Here is a 20,557-nt window from a genome sequence, read left to right as displayed (position 1 = left end):
TGAATTACCGATATCCCCTCGCCTTCTGCGCGATATCTCGCCAAAGGTCGGACGTGGGGATGATGCTGAATAAAAGCGGATCGACGCGCTGATGCCGAGGGGATTTGCTGCGTTAATGGGCGCGCTTCGCTGGTTATGGAACATTTGCAGCGCCCCACGCCCTGCCCCCGCATGTCATAGCGCGCTGTTAGCCCACTTGTGGCGTCCGTGCCCTTCCCGGCGCACAGGCGCGCACAACCGCCAGAATAGCGCGCGCCTGCCAGGAATCAGGCGATGAAGGGGAAGGCCAGCGCGATCATGCCCACCAGCGTCATGACCACGCACACCGCCACCGCGGGCAGCAGGGTAAAGCGCTGATGATCGGCCAGGTCGATGCCCGCCAGGCTGACGAGAAGATAGGTGGACGGCACCAGCGGGCTGAGCAGGTGGACCGGCTGGCCCATCAGCGACGCGCGCGCGATGGCCATCGGCTCCACGCCATAATGGGCGCCGGCTTCGGCCAGGATCGGCAACATGCCGAAGTAAAAGGCATCGTTGGAGATGAAGAAGGTGAAGGGCAGGCTGAGCAGCGCGGTGATCGGGGCCATATAGGGGCCGAGCGCCGGCGGGATGACGCCGACGACTTCCTTGCTCATCGCCTCCACCATGCCGGTGCCACCCAAAATGCCGGTGAAGATGCCGGCGGCGAAGATCAACGAGACGACGGACAGGACATTGCCGGCATGGGCGGCGATCCGCTCCTTCTGTTGCGCGACGCCGGGATAGTTGACGATCATGGCGATGGCGAAGGCGATCATCATCAGCACCGACAGCGGCAACAGCCCCCACACCAGCAGCGTGAGCAGCGCCACGACCAGCGCGCCGTTGAACCAGATCAAGTGCGGGCGGCGCGCTTCGGGATATTGGGACACCGCCATATGGGCGGCTTCGGTCGTCTCCAGGACGCTGACATGGCCCAGGCGGCTGCGTTCCTTGCGGCCGAACCAGACGGCCAGTCCGATCAGGAAGGCGAGGCCCGCGATCATGCCGGGGATCAGCGGCAGGAAGAGCGTCGCCGGGTCCAGCTTGAGCGCGCTGGCGGCCCGCGCCGTCGGTCCGCCCCAGGGCGTCAGGTTCATCACGCCGCTGGTCACCATCAGCAGGCAGCACAGATAGAGCCGGTTCATGCCGAATCTTTTGTAGAGCGGCAGCAGCGCGGCGATGGTGATGATGTAGGTGGTGGAGCCATCGCCATCCAGGCTGACGAGCGCGCACAGCACGACGCTGCCGATCAGGATCAGCAGCGGATCGCCATGCACGATCCGGATCAACCGCCCGACCAGCGGATCGAACAGGCCCGTATCGGTCATGGTCGAAAAGAAGAGGATGGCGAACAGCAGCATGACGCCGGTCGGCGCCAGATTCTTGATCCCCTCGATCATCATGTCGCCCAATCCCGCCGACTGCCCGGCGATCACGCCGAAGACGGACGGGATGACGATGAGCGCGACCAGCGGCGTCATCTTCTTGGTCATGATCAGCGTCATGAATGTGGCGACCATCAGGAAGCCGAGCAGGGCGAGGTTCATCGCTGCGTCCTTGAAAGAACTAAAGAAATGGGGATCAGAAGGTCACGCCGACACGGGCGGAGATGGTCTGGCCATCGTCGCTGCCGGTATAGGCGCCGGCGCGATTGTCGCTGTGCCACTGGATGCCGTTGAGCTGGAAGCGGGTGAAGCTGTTGAGATACCAGTTGACCCCGACCGTCGCGGCCCAGCCCTCCCCGCCCAGGACGAGATCGGTATAGTCGAGATTTTCGTAGCGCGCCGTCAGTTCGATCGCTCCCGTTCCGCCGTCTAGCACGGGGTCGAGCACATTGGGCTGGCCGAAGCTGCCGAGGCGCGGGTTGTAGGGCGGCAGTTCGCCGGTGAGGAACAGGCCGGTCGACAGGCTCCACGCCTTGCTCTTGAAATCGGGCCGCCCCGCGTCGAGCCGCGCGATCCGCTGGCCCGCCTCGCCCATCACCCACAGGCCGCCGGTATAGCCGCCCAGTTCGACGCCATAGCCGGTGGTGGACCGGCCGCCGAGCAGTTCGCCTGTGCTCACGCGCACCGCGCCGTTGAAGCGCCCGCCGATCACGGTGCTGCGCGTCAATGTCGTCGCGGCCGAAGACAGGGCTTCGTCGAAGCCCCATGCGCCGACATGCAGCAGCGACGTGTCGGTCTTGATCGGGTTCCAATGCGCGCGCGCCGATACGGTGCGGCTGTCGTTGGTCGCCTGCTGCCCATCGACGCGATCACCGGTGACCGCGACCGACGCGTGCCAGTTCGGCCCGAACATCCGCCCCATGATACCGATGCCGTAAAAGCCGCGCTGCGGGATGATCGCGGTCGACACCGTGCCCCGCTCCAGGAAGGGCGTGGAGTCGGAGCCGGTGCTGCCCTCGAACGCGCGGTCGTTGAACAGATGGCCGACGCGCACGTCGTAATCGACCTTGCTGCCGATTTTGTTGCGCCAGCCCATGAAGGCGGTGACGATATCGACCTCATTTTCGGAAAAGTCGGTTTCGAACTGATAGAAGAAATGCGGTCCGACCCCGCCCTCCAGCCCCAGGCGCAGCGCGCGCATACCGGTGGTGGTGGTGTTACGACCGCTATATTTCGATCCCATGGTCGAGCTGACGTCCACCAGAATCCGGCCGCGCGGCTTGTAAGTGAACACACCGTCGGCCGAACGGAACACCGGCAGGCCCGCGCCCCATTCGGTCTTGAGTCCAACCTCGTTCGCCGCGATGGCGCGCGCCTGCGCCACGTCGATGTCGGCAGGGCCGGGCGGCACGATCTGCGGCGCGAAGGGGCTGACCGTCAAGGGCGGCGACGCGGCCTGCTGTTGAGCCATTTGCGGCGCGGAAGCCGGCGTTGGTGCGGATTGGGCCGCGGCCATGGCGGCATTCTGCCCTTCCAGCTTGTCGAGCCGGGCTTTCAACGCGGCGATCTCCGCGGCCTGCGCGCGCACCAGATCGGCCAGATCGGCATTGCTGGGCGCCTGGGCCAGCGCAGGGGTGGCGGCGATCAGCGCCAGCGCGGCACAACCGTCGCGCAGGAAGGAAGACGTCATTGGCTCTGGGCTCCGGAAGTGAGGATCGCGTTCCAATCGCGCAGGAAGCGCTGGCGCTTGAGGCGGTCGAGATTGACGAGAAGCTGGGGACCGACACGGATCGGCCGGACCTGCGCGGCGGGGAGGCGGCGGGCGCGGATGTCGGTCCGCACCGGCCACAGGCTGTGCTGGGCGAGCAGCGACTGCCCCTGGCGCGACAGCAGGAAATCGAGGAACAGCTTCGCCGCGGCGGGATGTCGCGCCTCACGCGCGATAAAGGCGATGCGCGACGTGACGATCGTATAGTCCTGCGGGAAGACTACGCCGATCCGCGGATCGCGCCGCGCCCGCTCCAACGCATAGGAGCCGATCACGTTATAGGCGATCGCCTGCCGCCCTTCGGCCACCGCGCGCAGCATCGGCTCCGTCGTGGTGGCCAGCACCAGACGGGTCGCGGCCATCGCTTCTACCAGCGATCGGGTGTCGCGCGTGATCGCGAAATCCTCGGCCAGATAGAGATAGCCGACATTGGAGCGCGCCGGATCGAAAGTGGTGACCTTGCCGGTCAGGGCGCGGCGGTCGCGGCGAAGCAGCGCTTCGAGCGCGGCATGGGTGTGCGGCGCCCGCGCATCGGGGATCGCCTTTTTGTTATAGACATAGCCGATCGGCTCGGCGGTCACGCCAAAGCCCATATTCTTCCACACGGCCGACGCCGGCAAAGCGGGCTTTTCGGGGCTGGCATAGGCCTGCGCGAAGCCGTCGTTGATGAGCTTGCCCTGCAGGTCCATCGCGGACGACCAGACAAGATCGGCCGACGGCTTGCGCCCCCGCGTTTCCGCGACGAAGCGGCGCGCAATCTCGGTCGAACCCAGGTCGGCATAACGCACGGTGACGCCGGGATAGCGGCGCTGGAAAGCGAGGATGAGCGGGGCCATTTCGGCCCGGTCGGCATTGGCGTAGATGCTGACCTGCTGCTCGACGCGGGCGTCGGCGATCAACTGGTCGTAGGAGCGCGGATAGCCGGTCGGCCGCTGCTGCGCGCTTGCCGGGACCGCTTGCATGGACAGGCTTGCCAGCATCGCTATCTTCAGAATAACCCGTCGCATCGACCCATCTCCTCGCTTTCCGTCTCTCTGTTCGGATAAGATGCAAGGGTGGGATAGAAAGCGAACCTGTCATCAACCTTTCAGCATACGGTGCCCTATCCGCATTTTGATCATCGAGGACGACGCGGCCCTGGCGCGCAGCATTTCGGCCTTGCTCCGCGCGGGCGGCCATGCCGTCGATCATGTCGCGACCGGCGAGGATGCGCTGTCCGTCGTCGGCAGCGAACCCTATGCGCTGGTGATCCTCGACGTCGGACTGCCCGATATCGACGGGTTTACCGTCCTGGCGGAACTGCGCCGACGCGGGGCGCGAACGCCCATATTGATGCTGACCGCGCGCGACGCGCTGGACGACCGGGTCCGGGGGCTGGACCTGGGTGCGGACGATTATCTGCGAAAGCCGTTCGAGCCGGAGGAACTGGAAGCGCGCGTGCGGGCGCTGGGGCGAAGGCGCGGCGGCGATCCGACGCCACAGATCACGGTCGGCGCTCTGACCATCAACCGCTCCACCGGCATGGCGGACATTGCCGGGCGTCCGCTGGACCTGCGCCGCCGCGAACTGGCGGTGCTCGATGCGCTGGCAACGCGCGCGGGCCAGGTCGTGCCGCGCGAATTGCTGATCGGCGAAGTGTTCGGGTTCGACGAGCCTGTGGGCGGCAACGCGATCGAGGTGCATGTCACCCGTCTGCGCGGCAAGCTGGCGCCCGACGGCCCCGGCATCCGTACTGTGCGGGGCGTAGGCTATATGCTCGATGCCGGCTGAACCGCGGAGCGCATCGGGCGGGGCCATCGCGCTGCGCACCCGACTGCTGGCGGCGGTGCTGGGGCCGCTGCTGGCAGTGGCGGCGATCATCGGCATCGGTGGCGCGACCCTGATCGCCGATGTCGTGCGCCGCACCAACGACCGGGTATTGGCCGGCGCGCTGGGCGCCATTGCCGAGACGGTACAGGTCGAGCGCAGTGAAGTGACCCTGGACCTGCCGCCCGCCGCTTTCGGAATGCTGGAGAATGGCGAACGCGACAATGTCTATTACCGCATCGCCGTAGGCAGCGAATTGCTCACCGGCTATGCCGACCTGCCCGCGCCCGATCCCGCACAATTGGTGATCGATCAGCCCCGCTTCCGTTTTGCCCGTTATCGCGACCAGGACATCCGCATTGGCGAGGTGAAGCGGATGCTGCCCCGCATAGACAAGCCGGTGATCGTGCAGATCGCCGAGACGCTCGACAACCGCAAGGCGCTCACCAACCGGCTGCTGGGCGCACTGCTACTCGCGGAATTGGCGCTGGTGGGAGTGGCGGCCCTGCTGCTGCGCCCGGCATTGGGGTGGAGCCTGCGGCCGCTCGCCCGGCTGCGCGACGCGGTCGAATCCCGCGAACTGAGCAGCCGACCGGATTTTTCGCCGCTCGATAACGGGCCGCTGCCCAGCGAGTTGCAGCCGCTGGCGCGCGCATTCAACCAGTTGCTGGCGCAACTCGACAATGCGACCGGCGGCGTGCGGCGTTTCACCGCCGACGCCTCGCACCAGATGCGCACGCCATTGTCGGTGCTCAAGGTCCAGGTTGCGCTGGCCCGGCGCGGATCGAGCGAAGCGCTCGACGAGATCGGTGACGCCGTGACACGGCTCGAACGGCTGGTGACCCAGTTGCTGGCGCTTGCCCGTGCCGAGGAGGCCGGCGTGTCCGCCCCATTGGAGGCGGTCGATCTCAAGGAAGTCTGCGCAGCCGTAATCGGCCGCCTGATCAATCCGGCCATCGCCGCCGGGGTCGAGCTGAACCTGGATGCGGATGACGGGGAAGATTATGTCATTTCCGGCCACCGCACCCTGGCCTTCGAGATCATCGCGAATCTCATCGACAATGGCATCCGCTACAACCAGCCCGGCGGCACCGTATCCGTCGCCTTGCTAAGGCGACCGACCGAAACCCTGGTGACGGTCAGCGACGATGGCCCTGGCATTCCGCCGGACAAGCGGGAGGCCATATTCGAGCGATTCGTCCGACTGGGCGGCGCGCAGGGGCCTGACGGTACGGGCCTTGGCCTCGCCATCGTCCGGTCGGCCGCGCAGCGGATGGGCGCCCAGGTCGAAATCGGCGATAGCGCGGCCGGAACGGTCATTCTCATACGGTTTCGATTTGTCGATCGCCGGTCGACATTACCTGTCACATAGCAACGGCCCGTCAGGGGCCTTGACCGCGCGGCCGAGCACTTCTCGCTTCAGTTCGTGCGGAACGCACTGCCCCTGGCCCATCGCGATCGTCAGCAGCGATGCCCAAAATGGCCATCTGCTCGGCAAAATTCGACGGATATCGGAATCGAGGGTGGACACATATCCCGGCTCCTAAACCACATTATCGCCGCGCCCTTGTGGGATCATGCCGATTTCACCGTACCATGCCCATATAGCCCAGCGAAATGACGCTTGCCTCCGTCGCTTATCACCTCTATTAATATCCGACGTTTAATCGGATTATTGCCACATGCAACCTTCCAGCCATCGCATCCACTGCACCGGGACTAAGCGCCATATGCCCGACGCTGTAGGCATCATTGCTTGCGCGCCGGGGAATGACCGGAACGGCCCCACCGCAATTGCTGTCCTGCCCACGGCAGACGTCACCTTTTCCGCTCGACGCGACGTGTCCGGTAAGGACCAATTTATCCATGACAGGCACACTGAGGCAAAAGCGGCCCAAAATCGCCGCGGCGTTCGAATACGCGCTGGAAGCGGAGCATGGTCGAGGCATAAAAAGCCTCTTGATAGCATGGGCGCCGTCCTGCGGAGTGGATGACTGGTGCAGGCAGGCGGCATGGCGCAGCGCGACCAATGTCGTCATGACTATATATGCCTAATTTCTGCAATATTCGAAATATCATCGGATATAGCGGATATGAGACGAGAGCGAGAGGTTTGCATGATAGACAAGATCAGTCCGTCGCTGGGACAGGCGGTCGCCGATCTCCATGATGGCGCATCCATCATGATCAGCGGCTTCGGTGATGCGGGCGCACCCCATGAATTGATGGAGGCGGTGATCGCACATGGCGCCACCGACCTGACGATCATCAGCAATAATGCGGGCGCGGGCGAGACGGGCATCGCCGCGCTCATCAAGGCCAACCGGGTGCGCAAGGTCATTTGTTCCTTCCCACGCCAGGCGACCTCGCATCATTTCGATGCGCGCTATCGTGCCGGAGAGATCGAACTGGAACTGGTGCCGCAGGGCAATCTGGCCGCACGCATCCAGGCGGCGGGATCGGGTCTGGGGGCCGTCTTTACGCCAACCGGATACGGGACGCTGCTGGCCGAGGGCAAGGAAACTCGCGAGATCGATGGGCGCAACTATGTGCTGGAATATCCCATCCATGCCGATTTCGCGTTGATCAAGGCGCGCGCGGGCGATCGCTGGGGCAATCTCGTCTATCGCAAGGTGGCGCGCAATTTCGGCCCGATCATGGCGATGGCGGCCAAGACCACCATCGCGCAGGTGACAGAGATCGTGGAACTGGGTGCGCTCGATCCCGAAATTGTCGTGACGCCGGGCATCTTCGTCAATCGAGTGGTGCAGGTCGCACCGCTATCCGTCGCGGCTGCGGCCTGAAGGAGACAAGCATCATGCAGCGGATGAACCGTGAAGACATGGCCGCGCGGGTCGCGCGCGACATTCCGGAGGGCGCCTACGTCAATCTGGGCATCGGCCTGCCGACCAGAGTGGCGAATTTTCTGCCGCAGGAACGCGACATCTTCCTCCAAAGCGAAAACGGTCTGCTTGGCATGGGGCCGGCGCCGGCCGAAGAGGATACCGACTGGGAACTGATCAATGCCGGCAAGCAGCCGGTCACGCTGCTGGCAGGTGGCTCCTTCTTCCACCACGGCGATTCATTCTCGATGATGCGTGGCGGGCATATCGACATTTGCGTGCTGGGCGCCTTTCAGGTGTCGGTGAAGGGCGATCTCGCAAACTGGCATACCGGCGCGCCGGACGCGATTCCGGCCGTGGGCGGAGCGATGGATCTGGCCGTCGGCGCCAAGCAGGTGTTCGTAATGATGGATCTGCTGACCAAGGGCGGCGAGAGCAAGCTCGTCGCCCAATGCAGCTATCCGCTGACCGGCCTGTCCTGCGTGTCGCGTGTCTATAGCGACGTCGCCATCTTCGACGTGGGTCCGGCGGGCGCCCATGTCATCGAAATGGTGCCGGGACTGACCATCGACCAGCTGCGCGACATGACCGGCGTGGAGCTGCAACTGGCGCTGGAAATCGCGTAAGAGGGAAAACCATATGACCGTCAGGCACAGCTTCGGCGCCTTCACCCTCGATGTGCGCGACAATGGCGTGGGACTGCTCACTTTCTCGCGCCCGCCGGTCAACGCGGTGTCCCTGTCCGTCTATGAGGAGATCGGCCGCTTCGCCGACCATGTCGCGGCGGACCAGACGGTCCGCGTCATCGTCATCACCGCGCCGGACGACGCGCGCGCCTGGTGCGGCGGTGCGGATTTGCATGAGTTCAAGGGCATGACAGCGGAAAAGCGCAAGGAACGCTATCAGTTCATCAATGCCCAACTGCCACGCTTCCACCATATCGACCGGCCGATGATCGCCGCGATCCGCGGCGCGACGGTAGGCGTGGGCGTGATGCTGGCAGGTATGTGCGACCTGCGCGTCGCCGCCGAAGATGCGCGCTTCGCTTGCCCGGAGGTGGATTATGGGCTGGTCGGCGGCAGCGCGGGCCTGTTCGCAAGCTTGCGCATGCCCGAGGCCAAGGTGCGCGAGATGATCTACACTGGCCGCACCTTCACGGCGCGGGAACTCGAATCAACCGGCTTCTTCAACTATGTCGTCCCCTCCCCGGCGGTGCTGCCCATCGCGCTCGACCTGGCCAACCAGATGGCGCGCAAGAGCATGCCGACGCTGCGCGCCCGCAAGCTGGCGTCGCTGACCTGGGAAGGGTCCGAATGGATGGACGCCTATCTGGAGGCGCAGGAGGCGTCCTCCGCACTGGTGGAACATCCAGAAAGCGAGGCAGGCGTCTTGGCAGCGCTGGAACGGCAGAAGAAGCAGTCACGCCCGTAACGGGCCAAAGAGATGGAGCGCACATGTCGGGCCTGGACGATCTTGCCGAAGGACGGCCCGGGCCGCATCGCCTCGGCCCGCTGGCCGGCTATCGCATCCTGGAATTCGGCACCAATCTGACCGCACCCATGGCGACGATGCTGATGGGCGACCAGGGCGCTGACGTCATCAAGGTGGAGCCGATCAGGGGCGATCAATTGCGCAGCAGCGGCGACCAGCGCAGCGGCGTGCCCAATATGGGCGCGATGTTCCTGAACGCCAATCGCAACAAGCGCTCGATCGCGCTCGACCTCAAACGCGCCGATCATCTCGATGCCGCGCTGCGCATTGCCGGACAGTGCGACGTCGTGGTACAGAACTTCCGGCCGGGCGTCGCCGATCGCATCGGCATCGGCTATGAAGCCGCCGCGCGCCTACGTCCCGATATCATCTATGTCTCGATCGACGGCCTGGGCGACAGCGGCCCGGAGGCGAACCGCCGCGTTTACGACATTGTCGTCCAGGGAATTGCCGGCATCGCCGCCGTTCAGGCCGACAATGTGACGGGCGCGCCGACCACGATCCGCAGCGCGATCGTGGACAAGGCCACCGCACTGGTGGTCTGGCAGGCCGTCACCGCCGCGCTGCTGGCGCGCGAACGGGACAGGGCCAGCATATCCGCGTCAGCATGTTGAACGTCGCCCTATCGTTCATCTGGCCGGAGGTGATGAGCAGCAGCAGCACGCTGATCGGCGACGATGTCGTTGTCGGCGGATCGATGGCCGGCGTGCGCTACTGCTTTGCGACCGCGGACGGCCATATATTGGTCGGGTTCGTGACCGACGACGAATTTGCCGGCGTCTGCCAGGTACTGGGCCGTCCCGACCTGCCGGGCGATCCGCGCTTTGACGTGTTGAGCAAGCGCTTTGCCAATGCGTCGGAGTTGAACGCGATCGTCGGGGCCTGCCTGTTGCGTCGGCCCACCGCCTATTGGCTACCCCGCCTGCGGGCGGTGGACGCCGTCTACGCCCCCATCAATCGGCCGGACGACTTGGCCGCAGACCCGCAAATCATGGCGATCGGCGCGCTGATGGAGCATGACCATCCCGCAGCGGGCCGCTATCGCCAACCCGTCCACCCCATCCGCTTTTCCGATACGCCCGCGCACCTGCACCGCCACGCGCCGATGCTGGACGCCGATCATGACGAAATATTGGCGGAGTTCGGCATCCGGCTGGCAAGCGACGCATGAAGGCCTGGGTCTGCCACCGTTTCGCCGCGCCTTTCCAAATCGCGATAGCGGATGTGCCGGTCCCCGAGCCCGGTCCGGGCGAAGTGCGCATCCGCGTCCACGCCGCCGGCTTGTCCTTCGGCGAAACGATGGTGCTGGAAGGCCGCTATCAGAAGACGCCGCCCCTGCCCTATATCCCGTCGAGCGAGATGGCGGGGGTCGTCGATGCCTGCGGCCCCGGCGTCGCACGGGTGGCTCCCGGCCAGCGGGTCGCCGCTTTCTCCGTCTCGCTCGACGGCGGCGGCCTCGCCGAATATTGCGTCCTGCCCGAAGCCTTTGTGCATGGCATCGCCGACGATCTGGCGTTCGCCGATGCCGCCGGCTTCCTCATGAACCACTGGACCGCTTTCAATGCACTGGTCCGTCGGGGTAATCTGCAGGCCGGGGAAGTGCTGGTCGTCCATGGCGCCACGGGCGGGACCGGGTCGGCGGCGCTGGACGTCGGCCGCGCGATCGGCGCGACAGTGATCGCCACCGGCAGTGACGATGCGAAGCTGGTGCAGGTCGCCGCCGACCATCGGATCAACCATGTCGCCACGCCGCTGCGCGAGCGTATATTGGAGGTTACCGGCGGCCGGGGTGCGGACATGGTCTTCGATCCCGTCGGCGGCGACCTGTTCGACCAGTCGATGCGCGCCATCGCGACCGGCGGCCGCATAGTTGTGATCGGCTTCACCTCCGGCCGTGCGGCTGTGGCCCGGACCAACGTGCTGCTGGTGAAGATGATATCGGTCATCGGGGTCGAGGGGCGGCTCGCCCTGGAACGCATGGGCGAGCAGGGATGGAACGACTTTCGCGAGATGCTGGCTTGGGCTGCGGACGGCCGGCTAAAGCCACAGGCCGGGACATGTTTCGCCTTTGCCGATGCCCGGCGGGGTTATGAGGAGATTCTGGCGCGCAGGCATCTGGGCAAATGCGTCGTGCTGATCGACTGAGCCGTCAGCCGCAGATCATACCCGCCAGCCGATCCGTGATGACCGCGCGCGCATCGGCTATCATGCGCTCGATCAGGTCGGCGCAACTGGGTATGTCGTGGATCAGCCCCTGCGCCATGCTGGCCCAATAGATACCGCTATCGATATCGCCCGATTGCAGCAGCGCCTTACCGCGCAGTCCGCTGACCAGTTCCGCCACATCGGCGAAGACCGCATCGGGCGCTGCCGTGCGACGCAACACTTCGGTCGAGATCGCATTGCGGCCGACGCGGGCGGAATTGCGGAAAGGGCGGAAGAGAATGTCGGTTTCCCGTTCGTCCTTGTCGACATAGGCTTGCTTCACATTGTCGTGGATCGGTGCTTCGCGCGTCGCGCAAAAACGCGTGCCCATCGTCACTCCGTCGGCGCCCAGCGCCAGCGCCGCCGCCAGCCCGCGGCCGTCAGCGATGCCGCCGCTCGCCAGTACCGGCACGGACAGGCGATCGGCCGCGGCGGGAATCAGCACCAGGCCCGGCACGTCGTCCTCACCCGGATGTCCCGCACATTCGAAGCCATCGATCGACACGGCATGGACGCCATAGCGCTCCGACGACAGGGCGTGGCGGACAGAGGTGCATTTATGGATGACGCGGATACCGCGCGCGAAGAGCATATCCCACACCGCACGCACGGCCGGCGTGCCCGCGGTTTCGACGACTTCCACGCCGCCATCGGCGATCGCGTCCACTATGGCGCCATAGTCGGGTGGCCGCATGGTCGGGAAGACGGAGATGTTGACGCCGAAGGGTGCCGTTGTCAGCGCCCGACACCGCGCAATCTCCTGCGCCAGCGCGCCCGGATCGGCAAAGGTCAGAGCGGTTATCATGCCCAGGCCGCCGGCGCTGGAAACCGCCGCCGCCAGTGGCGCATAGCCCACATTCTGCATCCCGCCCTGCACGATGGGGTAGCGGATGCCCAGAAGATCGGTAACGCGGGTGCGCAAAATCATCTTACCTCAACTGGACGGCGCCAGCCCGAGCTTCGCGAACAACGCGGCATCGGCATCGCCGCCCTTGTTGCTCGTGGTCAGCAGACGGTCGCCGGTGAAGATCGAATTGGCTCCGGCCATGAAGCAGAGCGCCTGCCCTGCTTCGCTCATGCTCTCGCGACCGGCCGACAGGCGCACGACGCTGTGGGGCATGGTGATCCGCGCCGCAGCGACGGTGCGCACGAATTCGATCTCATCGATCCGGGCCAGCGGCGTGTCGGCCAACATGTCGCCCAGCACGGTGCCGGGGATCGGCACCAGCGCGTTCAGCGGGACGCTGTCGGGCGGTTCGGGCAAGGCGGCAAGCGCGTGGAGAAAAGCAATGCGGTCTTCGCGCGTCTCGCCCATCCCCAGGATGCCGCCACAGCACACCGCCATGCCTGCCCGGCGAACATGGTCCAGCGTGTCGAGCCGGTCCTGGAAACTCCGGGTAGTGATGACCCGGTCATAATAGTCCGGGCTGGTGTCGATATTGTGGTTGTAATAATCAAGTCCCGCTTCCGCCAGCGCGTCGGCCTGATCGCCGCTCAACATGCCCAGCGTCATGCAGGTTTCCAGGCCCAGCGCCTTCACCCGCCGCACCATGTCGAGCAGCGCGGGCATGTCGCGCACCTTGGGTTCGCGCCACGCCGCGCCCATGCAGAAGCGGCTGGAACCGCCCGCCTTCGCCTCTCGCGCGGCGGCGACAACTGTGTCGGCGTCGATCAGCTTTTCCGCCTTTACGCCGCTCTTGGCAAAGGCGGACTGACTGCAATAGCCGCAATCCTCCGCGCAGCCGCCGGTCTTGATGGACAACAAGGTAGACAGTTGCACGGCGTTGCGCGGATGATGTCGGATATGCACGGCATGGGCCTGCGCCACCAGATCCAGGAAGGGCAGTTCGAACAGCGCGGCGATCGCTTCGCGTGAAACTTCGGGCAGCGGCGCCGCGCAGGTCGCGCCCATCGGGGACAGGTCGTTCATGCGCCGCTCCATTGCGGGTCGCGCTTCTCGAAGAAAGCGGTGGTGCCCTCGCGCTTGTCGGCAGTGCCGAACAGCGCGGAAAAGGCCTGTCGCTCGAGCAGCAAATGCGCGGACTGATGCGTTTCGAAGGTCGCGCGGACCATCGCCTTGCCCTGCTGCATCGCCAACGGCGCGCGGGCGGCGATGCGCATGGCAAGGTCGGTCGCAACCGCGAGCGCCTGCCCATCGTCGACCACTTGCGCGACAAGGCCCGCCTGCAATGCTTCGACGGCGGACAGAGGATCGCCCAGCAACACCATTCGCATCGCCCGGCTGCGTCCGACCAGCCGTGGCAGGATAGCAGTGCCGCCCGCGCCGGGAACGATGCCCAGATTGGTTTCGGGCTGGCCGAATTTCGCGCTCTCGCCGGCCACAACGAGGTCGCAGCACATGACCAGTTCGTTCCCCGCGCCCAGCGACCATCCCTCGACCGCTGCGATCAGTGGTTTGGAAAAGCCGCGGATGCGTGTCCAGATCGCTGGCCGCGGGTCGCCCAGTGCGCCGCTGGTATCACGCGACGCCAGTTCCCTGATATCCGCCCCTGCAGCGAAGAAACGGTCCGCGCCAGTAATGACGACCGCGCGGATGGCGGGATCGGCCGCGGCGGCGTCCAGCGCATCGGCGACCCGGACGAGCAGGTCGGTGGCCAGCGCATTGCGTTTTTCGGGGCGGTTCAGCCGCAGCAGCAACCCGTGGGCGCCCATCGGCTCGACTAGCAAGATATCCTGCGTTTCGCTCATGCGCGGTTCCTCAGATAATGGGATGGCCGGTATAGCGCCTCGCCGGTGCCATCCGCGATGCCGTCGAGCAGGCGAACGAGCGCCCCGCGGCCGTAGCGGTCGGCCCAGGCGAAGGGACCATAGGGATAGTTCGCGCCATAGCGCAGCGCCGCGTCGATGCCCTGTTCGTCCGCTACCTGTTCCAGCACGGCGTCGGCGGCGGCGTTGGCGAGTTGCGCCAGCGTCCGAGCGACGATCATGCCCGGCCGGTCGGCGATTTCCACGCCAGCGCGCGATTGCGCGGCGAGCAAGCCGAACACGTCGGGCCGAACGCGCTCGTCGGACAGGGTGAAACCGATCGGTCCGGCGGCATCGGCGGGGGACCAGTCGAACAGGATGACCGGCGCGCCCAAGCTGTCGCTTTCCTGCCGCGCAGTCCGCCCTTGGGTTGTGCCCACAAAAAGCGCGCCGCAGCGCAGGAAGGTGCCGGGCACGGCCTCCTTGAGCGCCGCTATCGCCTGTCGATGCGTATCGCTCACGCTTGCGTCCGGCACCTGCGGATCGGCGGCCCTGGGCGCACCGTCGCGATAATCATAGACCCCCCTGCCCGTCTTGCGTCCGAGCCAACCGGCATCGACCAACGCCGCCTGCCGCAATTGCGGCACGAAGCGAGTGCGGCCGAAATAGGAATCGAACACTGAGCGGGCGACGGCGAAGTTGACGTCCTGTCCGATCAGGTCGGTCAGTTCCAGCGGCCCCATGCGGAAGCCCGCCGCGCGAAACAGGGCGTCGATGGCCGGCGCATCCGCCGCATCTTCGTTCAGCGCGGCGAAGGCCTCCCCATAGAAGGGACGCGCGACGCGGTTGACGATGAAGCCCGGCACGTCTGCGACGGGGATCGCGACCTTGCCCCAGCTTTGCGCGGTCGCCCTGATCCGCTCTGCGACCGCCGGGTCGGTCGCCGCGCCGGAAATCACCTCGACCAGTTTCATCACTGTCGCCGGATTGAAGAAATGCATGCCGATGAACCGCTCAGGCCGCTTCAAGCCCCGCGCGAGACGCGAGATCGGCAGGGACGAGGTGTTGGTCGCGATGATCGCTTCCGGCGACAGGATCGCCTCGACCTGTTCGAACAACTGGCCCTTAATGCCCGCATCCTCGATGATCGCCTCGATCACCAGATCGCGGTCGGCCAGGGCATCGAGCGTCGACACCCATTGCATCCGTTCGCCGATCGCCCGCACTTCGTCCGCCGACAGCTTGCCGCGTGCGGCCAGCTTGTCGAGGTCCGCCAGTGTCCGCGCCCGGCTCGCGTCCAGTGCCTGCGCATTGACGTCGAAGATGAGGACGGAAGCCCCCGCCTGCGCCGCAACCTGGGCGATGCCCGATCCCATGGCGCCCGCGCCGCAGACCGCGACTTTTCCGATGGCGGCATTCATCACGCCGCCGCCGCGATCGATAGCAGGGTCGCGCCATATTCCAGCAGCGAACCCGGCTGTGCGTCCACGCGGACGATGGTGCCGGAAATCGGTGCAGCGATATCCTCCTGCTCGTCCAGTACGCGCACGGTCGCGACGGCTTGGCCGGCCGTCACCTGGGTGCCGACCGCCAGCGCCCGTTCCAGCGTGGCGACGTAGGGGACCGGCACGATGGTTTCGGGGCCGACCTGAATCGCGGGAGTCGCAACGATGGGTGCCGGCGCAGCCGCCCGCATCGGATTGGCGGCTCCACCATCGCGCGCCAGGAAAATCTCCGTGTCACCGGACGCGACATGCAATTGCTGCCAGCCGCTCGTCAGCAGCGTGTCGAGCAGCGCGCGGGCATCATCGACCGCGGCGATCACCGGGTCTTTCTTTTCGGCCGTCATGCCGCCTTCTTTCCATAGTCGGGGAGGAGAACCTGTTCGAGCCAGCGGGTGTGGATGCGGTTCTCGATGAAATCGGGGTGCGCGATGATCGCGCGGTGCAGCGGCAAGGTCGTCGGTACGCCTTCCACCACGAAGTGATCGATCGCGTCGCCCAGCCGGGCGATCGCGTCCGCCCGGTCGCTGCCATGGACGATCAGCTTGCCCACCATGCTGTCGTAGAAGGGCGGGATCATGGCGCCGGCCGACATATGACTGTCCAGCCTTATGCCCGGTCCCTGCGGCGGTTCCCAGCGGGTGATTCGGCCTGGGCTGGGCAGAAAGTCGCGCGCAGCATCCTCCGCATTGATGCGACATTCGATGGCGTGACCGCTGATCTTGACGTCCTGCTGGCTGACGGACAGGCCGGCGCCGCCGGCGATGCGGATCTGTTCCTGGACCAGATCGAATCCGGTGATCGCTTCGGACACCGGATGCTCCACCTGGATGCGGGCGTTGACCTCAATGAAGTAGAATTCCTGCCGCTGGACGTCGAACAGGAATTCGGCGGTTCCGGCATTGCGATAGTTGACGCTCGCCGCAAGCGCGACGGCGGATTCATGCAATTGCCGGCGCAGATGATCGGGCATGGCGGCGCACGGCGCCTCCTCGATCAGCTTCTGGTAGCGGCGCTGTACCGAACAGTCGCGCTCGCCAAAATGCAGCACCTGTCCCTTGCCGTCACCCATCAACTGCACCTCGACATGGCGCGCTTCCGGCACGAAGCGCTCCATGAACAAGGTGCCATCACCAAAGGCGGCGACCGCTTCGGCGCTGGCCTTGTGGAAGCCGGCCTCCGCCTCGTCGCCATTATTGGCGATCACCATGCCGCGTCCACCGCCGCCGGCCGAGGCCTTCAGCAACACGGGATAGCCGATCCGGTCCCCTTCCCGCCGCGCGTCGGCCGCCGAGGCGACGCACTCGCTGCCCGGCACCAGCGGTACGCCGGCCGCGCCCGCCATCGCCCGCGCGCGCAGCTTGTCGCCCAGCGCGTCGATGACGTCGGGCTCCGGCCCCACGAAGGCGATGCCATGCTGCGCGCACAGGCGCGGCAGGATCGCGCGTTCCGACAGGAAACCATAGCCCGGATGCAGGCCGTCGCAGCCGCTTTCCTTGGCCGCATGGACGATCAGGCGGGGGTCGAGATAGGATTTGGCCGCCGCTGCCGGCCCCAGAACGATCGACCGATCGGCCAGCCGCGCGGCCGCGCTGTCGCGGTCGGCATCCGACACGGCCACCACCGTTTCGATATTGAGCGCCTGCGCGGCGCGGACGATGCGCAGTGCGATCTCGCCCCGGTTCGCCACGAAAAGTCGTTTGATCGGCATCAGTCCCTCACCAGCGCAAACAGGGGTTGGCCGCCTTCGACCATGGCGCCGTCCTCGACCAGAACGGCTTGAACCGTGCCCGACGAGCCGGCGCGCACGGCGGTGAAGAGCTTCATCACCTCGATCAGGCACAGTTCGTCGCCGGCCTGCACTTTCGATCCCACCTCGACATAATTGGCGGCGCCGGGCTTGGGCGCGCGATAGAAGGTGCCCAGGTTCGGCGCCTTGATGATGATGGCGTCGTCCGGCAGGGAGGATATGAGCGCAGGAGGCGCTGCGATCGGTCTGGAAGGCGCGGCGGGCTGGGCGACCGGCACAGATGCCGGCGCAGCGACGGGCGTCGCCGCCTGCGGACGCGCAGCCGAAGCGTCGGTCGACAGATAGAGTTCGAAATCCGGCTTGCGGATATGCAATTCTCTTATTCCCGACCGTGAAAACTCGTCGAGCAACTGCTTCAGCGCATCAGGAAAATCATGTCCGGTCATCGGCACCTTCCGGGAAAGAAGAGCGCAGCGGCCGGATCGGCCGCCGCGCCCAGCGGGAGAGTTCAATATTTGTAGGAGAGCGAAAGACCATAGACGGTCGGCTTGCCCCGATAGCGGATGAGCGTGTCGAGATAGGTCGACACGGCGGTCACATAGGATTTGTTCGTGATGTTGCGACCATAGAGGCTGGCGCGCCACCTGCCATCGCTGCTGCTCACCCCTGCCCGCACGTCGAGCAGGGCATAGCCTTTGATCGTGAAATCGTCGGCAGGCAGCCCGGCATTGTGGAAGGTCGTATTCTGCTTGCTTTGGTAAGTGAGTCCACCGCCCAGGAAAGCCTCCAGACTGTCCGACACCGGCACGCTATATTGCGCGTCGACATTGGCACTGAACTTGGGCGTGTAGGGTAGCTCCGATCCCTTGAAATTGCCGGTATAGCCCGCCGCATTATAGACGGCGAAGCCGTCGGCCGTCGCCGAATAGTCAGACTTGACCTTGCTCTTGAGGTAGGTGGCACCGGCGCTGAGGCGCAGGCCCTGAGCCGGACGTGCGACCAGTTCGCCTTCAAGCCCGAACACATAGGATTTGGGTACGTTCAGCATCTTCTCCAGCAGGCCGAAAATGGTGTCCTGAACGCGGCCGCGTACCTGCTTGTTGGAATAGTCATAATAGAAGGCGGCACCGTTGAATTGCAGCGCGCCATTGGCGAACGGCGCCTTGAAGCCGCCTTCATAGGCAATCACCTTTTCCTGCGTCGCCGGACTATACTGGTTCGCACGCGAGGCACCGATCGCCGAGAAGATGCCCGCTTTATAGCCCTGGCTGACGGTCGCATAGATCAGTGCGCCACCGTCGAACTTATAATTCGCGCCTACACGGAAGGAAATATTGTCCTCGGTGAGCGACTGGTTGACCGGGGTCAATGTCGATTTCGCGGTGCCGAGCAGAAGGTCGCCCGTCGTGGGGAAGCACTGCCCCGCCGCGATGGTGATCGGCACGCTGTTGAGAGCCGCGCCGAACAGGACGGCCGCGCCGGCGCCCGTCGGATCGCTGTAGCAGTAGCTCGCCTCCTGCTTGTTCTTCGTGTAGCGGATGCCGCCCTGCACGGTCAGTTGCGGGGTGACCTTATACTCGCCATTCGCGAACAGGCCGTAGCTGCGCATCCGGGAGTCGAATTCGTTGAGCGTGACCGAGATCAGGTCTGCGTTCGCGGAATAGTCTCCCAGATAGAAGAAATTGTTCTGGGATGTCCGGAGATTGTCGTAGCTCGCGCCAACGATGCCGTTGAAGCTGTCGGTATCGAGCGAAAGGCGGAGTTCCTGGTTGAACGATCGCACGTCGCCGAACAGCGGGACATCGACGACCTGGGCGGCCGTGCCGTCGAGGTCCTGATTATAGTCGAGCTTTTGCTTCGCCAGCGCGGCGATGTAGGTCAGCTTGAGCGTGTCGCTCAGGTCGAGATCGGCGCGACCCGCAAGCTGATAATAGCTGTTGTGCGACCGTCCCAGAAAGCCTTGCGTCCATTCGGCGTCTCGCGCCCGGCTGCTGACCGGCGTGCCCAGAAGGGCGTTCGCACCGGCTGCCGTGGCGGGGTTGGCGCTGCTGAGACGACCGACGACCACGGACTGGCGTCCCAGAAAGGATGCGTCATAGCCGGCCGACGTCGGCGTGGTCAGGTCCGCATAGCGCTGGGCATCGACCTGCGCATAGGGATTGCCCGATGCGGCGGCGGCGGCCTGGTCCGGGTAAAGATTGAGCGTGGTGCCGGCATATTGCGGGGCCAGTGGGTCGGACCGGTCACGCGAGCCGGTCGCCATCAGCTCGATCTTCAGCCTCTCGGTCGGCTGGATGTCCAGGGTGAAGCGCCCCATGAACTTGCGCTGGTCGCCATTTTCGTCGTTCGGCCGCGACAGGCTGCGCTGCCAGGCACCGCCCGATACGTCCTTCACCGCCAGACGGGCGCGGATACCGTCGGCCAGCGGACCGCTGACGAAGCCGGACAGTTCCGCGCGGTTGAAACGCTCATAGGATGCGTCGAAACCCGCCGCGAAATCGGCGGTTGGCTTGCCGACGATATAGTTGATGGCGCCGCCCGTGGAGCTTTGCCCGAACAGCGTACCCTGCGGCCCCTTGAGCACTTCGACCCGCTCGATATCGAGGTCGAGGCCATCCGACATCACCGGCACGTTGCGCGGAATCTGGTCGGTATAGACCGACACCGAAGGCGCCGCGCCGAAGGTCGCGTCGTAAAGGCCGATGCCGCGCAGGGTGAAGACCGGCGTCGAGTAGATCGACTGGGTAAATGTGAAGCCCGGCACGAGCTTCGCCAGGTCGGCCGGCCCGGAAATACCGCGATTGGACAGTTCCTCCGACGACGCGGCGGTGATGGTGAGGCCAACGCTGTTCACCGACTGCTCGCGCTTGTTGGCGGTGACGATGATGTCGGCGCTGTTGGCGGCCGGGGCCGGTGTCTGGGGTGCGGCCGGTGCCGTCTGGGCCAAAGCCGGAGCGGCGCTCGCCATTAGTGCCAACACGGAAACCCGCGTCGCAAATATCGTCCTGTTCATGATATCCTCACCTCCCGTCTACGCTTGTGCGAGATTCGTTGTTCAGGCCGCTTGCCGGGCCTTCTGC

17 protein-coding genes and 1 pseudogene are annotated in these 20,557 nt (G+C 65.4%); 7 read left to right on the top strand and 11 right to left on the bottom strand.

What is annotated here, in order from left to right:
- Positions 1-266 precede the first annotated feature (266 nt).
- The 3 genes from SBA_RS11090 to SBA_RS11080 are packed head-to-tail and all read right to left on the bottom strand — an operon-like array spanning position 267 to position 4,181.
- A complete protein-coding gene (locus SBA_RS11090; protein ID WP_261934465.1) occupies positions 267-1,568 on the bottom strand; it encodes a CitMHS family transporter in 1,302 nt (433 codons plus the stop codon).
- Positions 1,569-1,602: 34 nt separating this feature from the next.
- On the bottom strand, positions 1,603-3,096 hold the full coding sequence (locus SBA_RS11085) for an OprO/OprP family phosphate-selective porin (RefSeq protein ID WP_261934464.1): 1,494 nt from the start codon (positions 3,094-3,096) through the stop codon (positions 1,603-1,605).
- On the bottom strand, positions 3,093-4,181 hold the full coding sequence (locus SBA_RS11080; protein ID WP_261934463.1) for an ABC transporter substrate-binding protein: 1,089 nt from the start codon (positions 4,179-4,181) through the stop codon (positions 3,093-3,095). Before SBA_RS11080 ends, SBA_RS11085 begins: the two co-directional genes overlap by 4 nt.
- A 109-nt stretch (positions 4,182-4,290) precedes the next feature.
- Here SBA_RS11080 and SBA_RS11075 point away from each other — a divergent pair, with 109 nt between their 5' ends.
- The 7 genes and pseudogenes from SBA_RS11075 to SBA_RS11040 all read left to right on the top strand — a co-directional run bounded on the left by SBA_RS11075 (position 4,291) and on the right by SBA_RS11040 (position 11,459).
- Complete coding sequence (locus tag SBA_RS11075) at positions 4,291-4,944, top strand: response regulator (protein WP_224546272.1); 654 nt, start codon at positions 4,291-4,293, stop codon at positions 4,942-4,944.
- Positions 4,934-6,352, top strand: a complete 1,419-nt coding sequence (locus SBA_RS11070) for a sensor histidine kinase (protein ID WP_261934462.1) — start codon at positions 4,934-4,936, stop codon at positions 6,350-6,352. Before SBA_RS11075 ends, SBA_RS11070 begins: the two co-directional genes overlap by 11 nt.
- Before the next feature lie 745 nt (positions 6,353-7,097).
- The gene (locus tag SBA_RS11065) at positions 7,098-7,784 is read left to right on the top strand and encodes a 3-oxoacid CoA-transferase subunit A (protein ID WP_224545966.1); all 687 of its coding nucleotides are present in this window, start codon (positions 7,098-7,100) and stop codon (positions 7,782-7,784) included.
- A gap of 14 nt (positions 7,785-7,798) precedes the next feature.
- The gene (locus tag SBA_RS11060) at positions 7,799-8,449 is read left to right on the top strand and encodes a 3-oxoacid CoA-transferase subunit B (RefSeq protein WP_261934461.1); all 651 of its coding nucleotides are present in this window, start codon (positions 7,799-7,801) and stop codon (positions 8,447-8,449) included.
- A gap of 13 nt (positions 8,450-8,462) precedes the next feature.
- Positions 8,463-9,254 (top strand): enoyl-CoA hydratase/isomerase family protein, encoded by a 792-nt coding sequence (locus tag SBA_RS11055; RefSeq protein WP_224545962.1) that lies wholly within the window; start codon positions 8,463-8,465, stop codon positions 9,252-9,254.
- Positions 9,137-10,485: pseudogene (locus SBA_RS25290) on the top strand (CaiB/BaiF CoA transferase family protein). Before SBA_RS11055 ends, SBA_RS25290 begins: the two are co-directional and overlap by 118 nt.
- A complete protein-coding gene (locus tag SBA_RS11040; protein ID WP_261934458.1) occupies positions 10,482-11,459 on the top strand; it encodes an NADPH:quinone oxidoreductase family protein in 978 nt (325 codons plus the stop codon). Before SBA_RS25290 ends, SBA_RS11040 begins: the two are co-directional and overlap by 4 nt.
- A gap of 4 nt (positions 11,460-11,463) precedes the next feature.
- Here SBA_RS11040 and SBA_RS11035 read toward each other — a convergent pair whose 3' ends face one another.
- The 8 genes from SBA_RS11035 to SBA_RS11000 form a co-directional block, all read right to left on the bottom strand.
- Positions 11,464-12,447, bottom strand: coding sequence for an NAD(P)H-dependent flavin oxidoreductase (locus SBA_RS11035; RefSeq protein ID WP_261934457.1), 984 nt, complete (start codon positions 12,445-12,447; stop codon positions 11,464-11,466).
- A 6-nt stretch (positions 12,448-12,453) separates the two neighbouring features.
- Entirely contained in the window at positions 12,454-13,449 is a 996-nt protein-coding gene (gene bioB / locus SBA_RS11030; RefSeq protein WP_261934456.1) for a biotin synthase BioB, read from the bottom strand.
- Positions 13,446-14,228: an enoyl-CoA hydratase-related protein gene (locus SBA_RS11025; RefSeq protein WP_261934455.1), complete on the bottom strand. Its 783-nt coding sequence runs from the start codon at positions 14,226-14,228 to the stop codon at positions 13,446-13,448. Before SBA_RS11025 ends, bioB begins: the two co-directional genes overlap by 4 nt.
- Positions 14,225-15,646 (bottom strand): 3-hydroxyacyl-CoA dehydrogenase NAD-binding domain-containing protein, encoded by a 1,422-nt coding sequence (locus tag SBA_RS11020; protein ID WP_261934454.1) that lies wholly within the window; start codon positions 15,644-15,646, stop codon positions 14,225-14,227. Before SBA_RS11020 ends, SBA_RS11025 begins: the two co-directional genes overlap by 4 nt.
- Positions 15,646-16,074, bottom strand: a complete 429-nt coding sequence (locus SBA_RS11015) for a biotin/lipoyl-containing protein (protein WP_261934453.1) — start codon at positions 16,072-16,074, stop codon at positions 15,646-15,648. The genes SBA_RS11020 and SBA_RS11015 overlap by 1 nt, the downstream gene beginning before the upstream one ends.
- Positions 16,071-17,438 carry an acetyl-CoA carboxylase biotin carboxylase subunit gene (locus SBA_RS11010; protein WP_261934452.1) on the bottom strand — a complete coding sequence of 456 codons (1,368 nt, stop codon included), beginning with the start codon at positions 17,436-17,438 and terminating at the stop codon, positions 16,071-16,073. The genes SBA_RS11015 and SBA_RS11010 overlap by 4 nt, the downstream gene beginning before the upstream one ends.
- Positions 17,438-17,923 (bottom strand): acetyl-CoA carboxylase biotin carboxyl carrier protein, encoded by a 486-nt coding sequence (gene accB, locus SBA_RS11005; protein WP_261934451.1) that lies wholly within the window; start codon positions 17,921-17,923, stop codon positions 17,438-17,440. The genes SBA_RS11010 and accB overlap by 1 nt, the downstream gene beginning before the upstream one ends.
- A 62-nt stretch (positions 17,924-17,985) precedes the next feature.
- Entirely contained in the window at positions 17,986-20,490 is a 2,505-nt protein-coding gene (locus SBA_RS11000) for a TonB-dependent receptor (protein WP_261934450.1), read from the bottom strand.
- Positions 20,491-20,557: the final 67 nt, after the last annotated feature.

The sequence above is a fragment of the Sphingomonas bisphenolicum genome (assembly GCF_024349785.1).
Classification (GTDB): Bacteria; Pseudomonadota; Alphaproteobacteria; order Sphingomonadales; family Sphingomonadaceae; genus Sphingobium; species Sphingobium bisphenolicum.
The sequence above is the reverse complement of the archived record's forward strand: the minus strand, read 5'-3'. Positions and strand labels throughout refer to the sequence as shown.

What these genes read in the sequence shown, in the direction of transcription:
- SBA_RS11090 (WP_261934465.1), bottom strand. Translation starts at nt 1,568, where the DNA reads ATGAACCTCGCCCTGCTCGGCTTCCTGATGGTCGCCACATTCATGACG.
- SBA_RS11085 (WP_261934464.1), bottom strand. Translation starts at nt 3,096, where the DNA reads ATGACGTCTTCCTTCCTGCGCGACGGTTGTGCCGCGCTGGCGCTGATC.
- SBA_RS11080 (WP_261934463.1), bottom strand. Translation starts at nt 4,181, where the DNA reads ATGCGACGGGTTATTCTGAAGATAGCGATGCTGGCAAGCCTGTCCATG.
- SBA_RS11070 (WP_261934462.1), top strand. Translation starts at nt 4,934, where the DNA reads ATGCCGGCTGAACCGCGGAGCGCATCGGGCGGGGCCATCGCGCTGCGC.
- SBA_RS11065 (WP_224545966.1), top strand. Translation starts at nt 7,098, where the DNA reads ATGATAGACAAGATCAGTCCGTCGCTGGGACAGGCGGTCGCCGATCTC.
- SBA_RS11060 (WP_261934461.1), top strand. Translation starts at nt 7,799, where the DNA reads ATGCAGCGGATGAACCGTGAAGACATGGCCGCGCGGGTCGCGCGCGAC.
- SBA_RS11055 (WP_224545962.1), top strand. Translation starts at nt 8,463, where the DNA reads ATGACCGTCAGGCACAGCTTCGGCGCCTTCACCCTCGATGTGCGCGAC.
- SBA_RS11040 (WP_261934458.1), top strand. Translation starts at nt 10,482, where the DNA reads ATGAAGGCCTGGGTCTGCCACCGTTTCGCCGCGCCTTTCCAAATCGCG.
- SBA_RS11035 (WP_261934457.1), bottom strand. Translation starts at nt 12,447, where the DNA reads ATGATTTTGCGCACCCGCGTTACCGATCTTCTGGGCATCCGCTACCCC.
- bioB (WP_261934456.1), bottom strand. Translation starts at nt 13,449, where the DNA reads ATGAACGACCTGTCCCCGATGGGCGCGACCTGCGCGGCGCCGCTGCCC.
- SBA_RS11025 (WP_261934455.1), bottom strand. Translation starts at nt 14,228, where the DNA reads ATGAGCGAAACGCAGGATATCTTGCTAGTCGAGCCGATGGGCGCCCAC.
- SBA_RS11020 (WP_261934454.1), bottom strand. Translation starts at nt 15,646, where the DNA reads ATGAATGCCGCCATCGGAAAAGTCGCGGTCTGCGGCGCGGGCGCCATG.
- SBA_RS11015 (WP_261934453.1), bottom strand. Translation starts at nt 16,074, where the DNA reads ATGACGGCCGAAAAGAAAGACCCGGTGATCGCCGCGGTCGATGATGCC.
- SBA_RS11010 (WP_261934452.1), bottom strand. Translation starts at nt 17,438, where the DNA reads ATGCCGATCAAACGACTTTTCGTGGCGAACCGGGGCGAGATCGCACTG.
- accB (WP_261934451.1), bottom strand. Translation starts at nt 17,923, where the DNA reads ATGACCGGACATGATTTTCCTGATGCGCTGAAGCAGTTGCTCGACGAG.
- SBA_RS11000 (WP_261934450.1), bottom strand. Translation starts at nt 20,490, where the DNA reads ATGAACAGGACGATATTTGCGACGCGGGTTTCCGTGTTGGCACTAATG.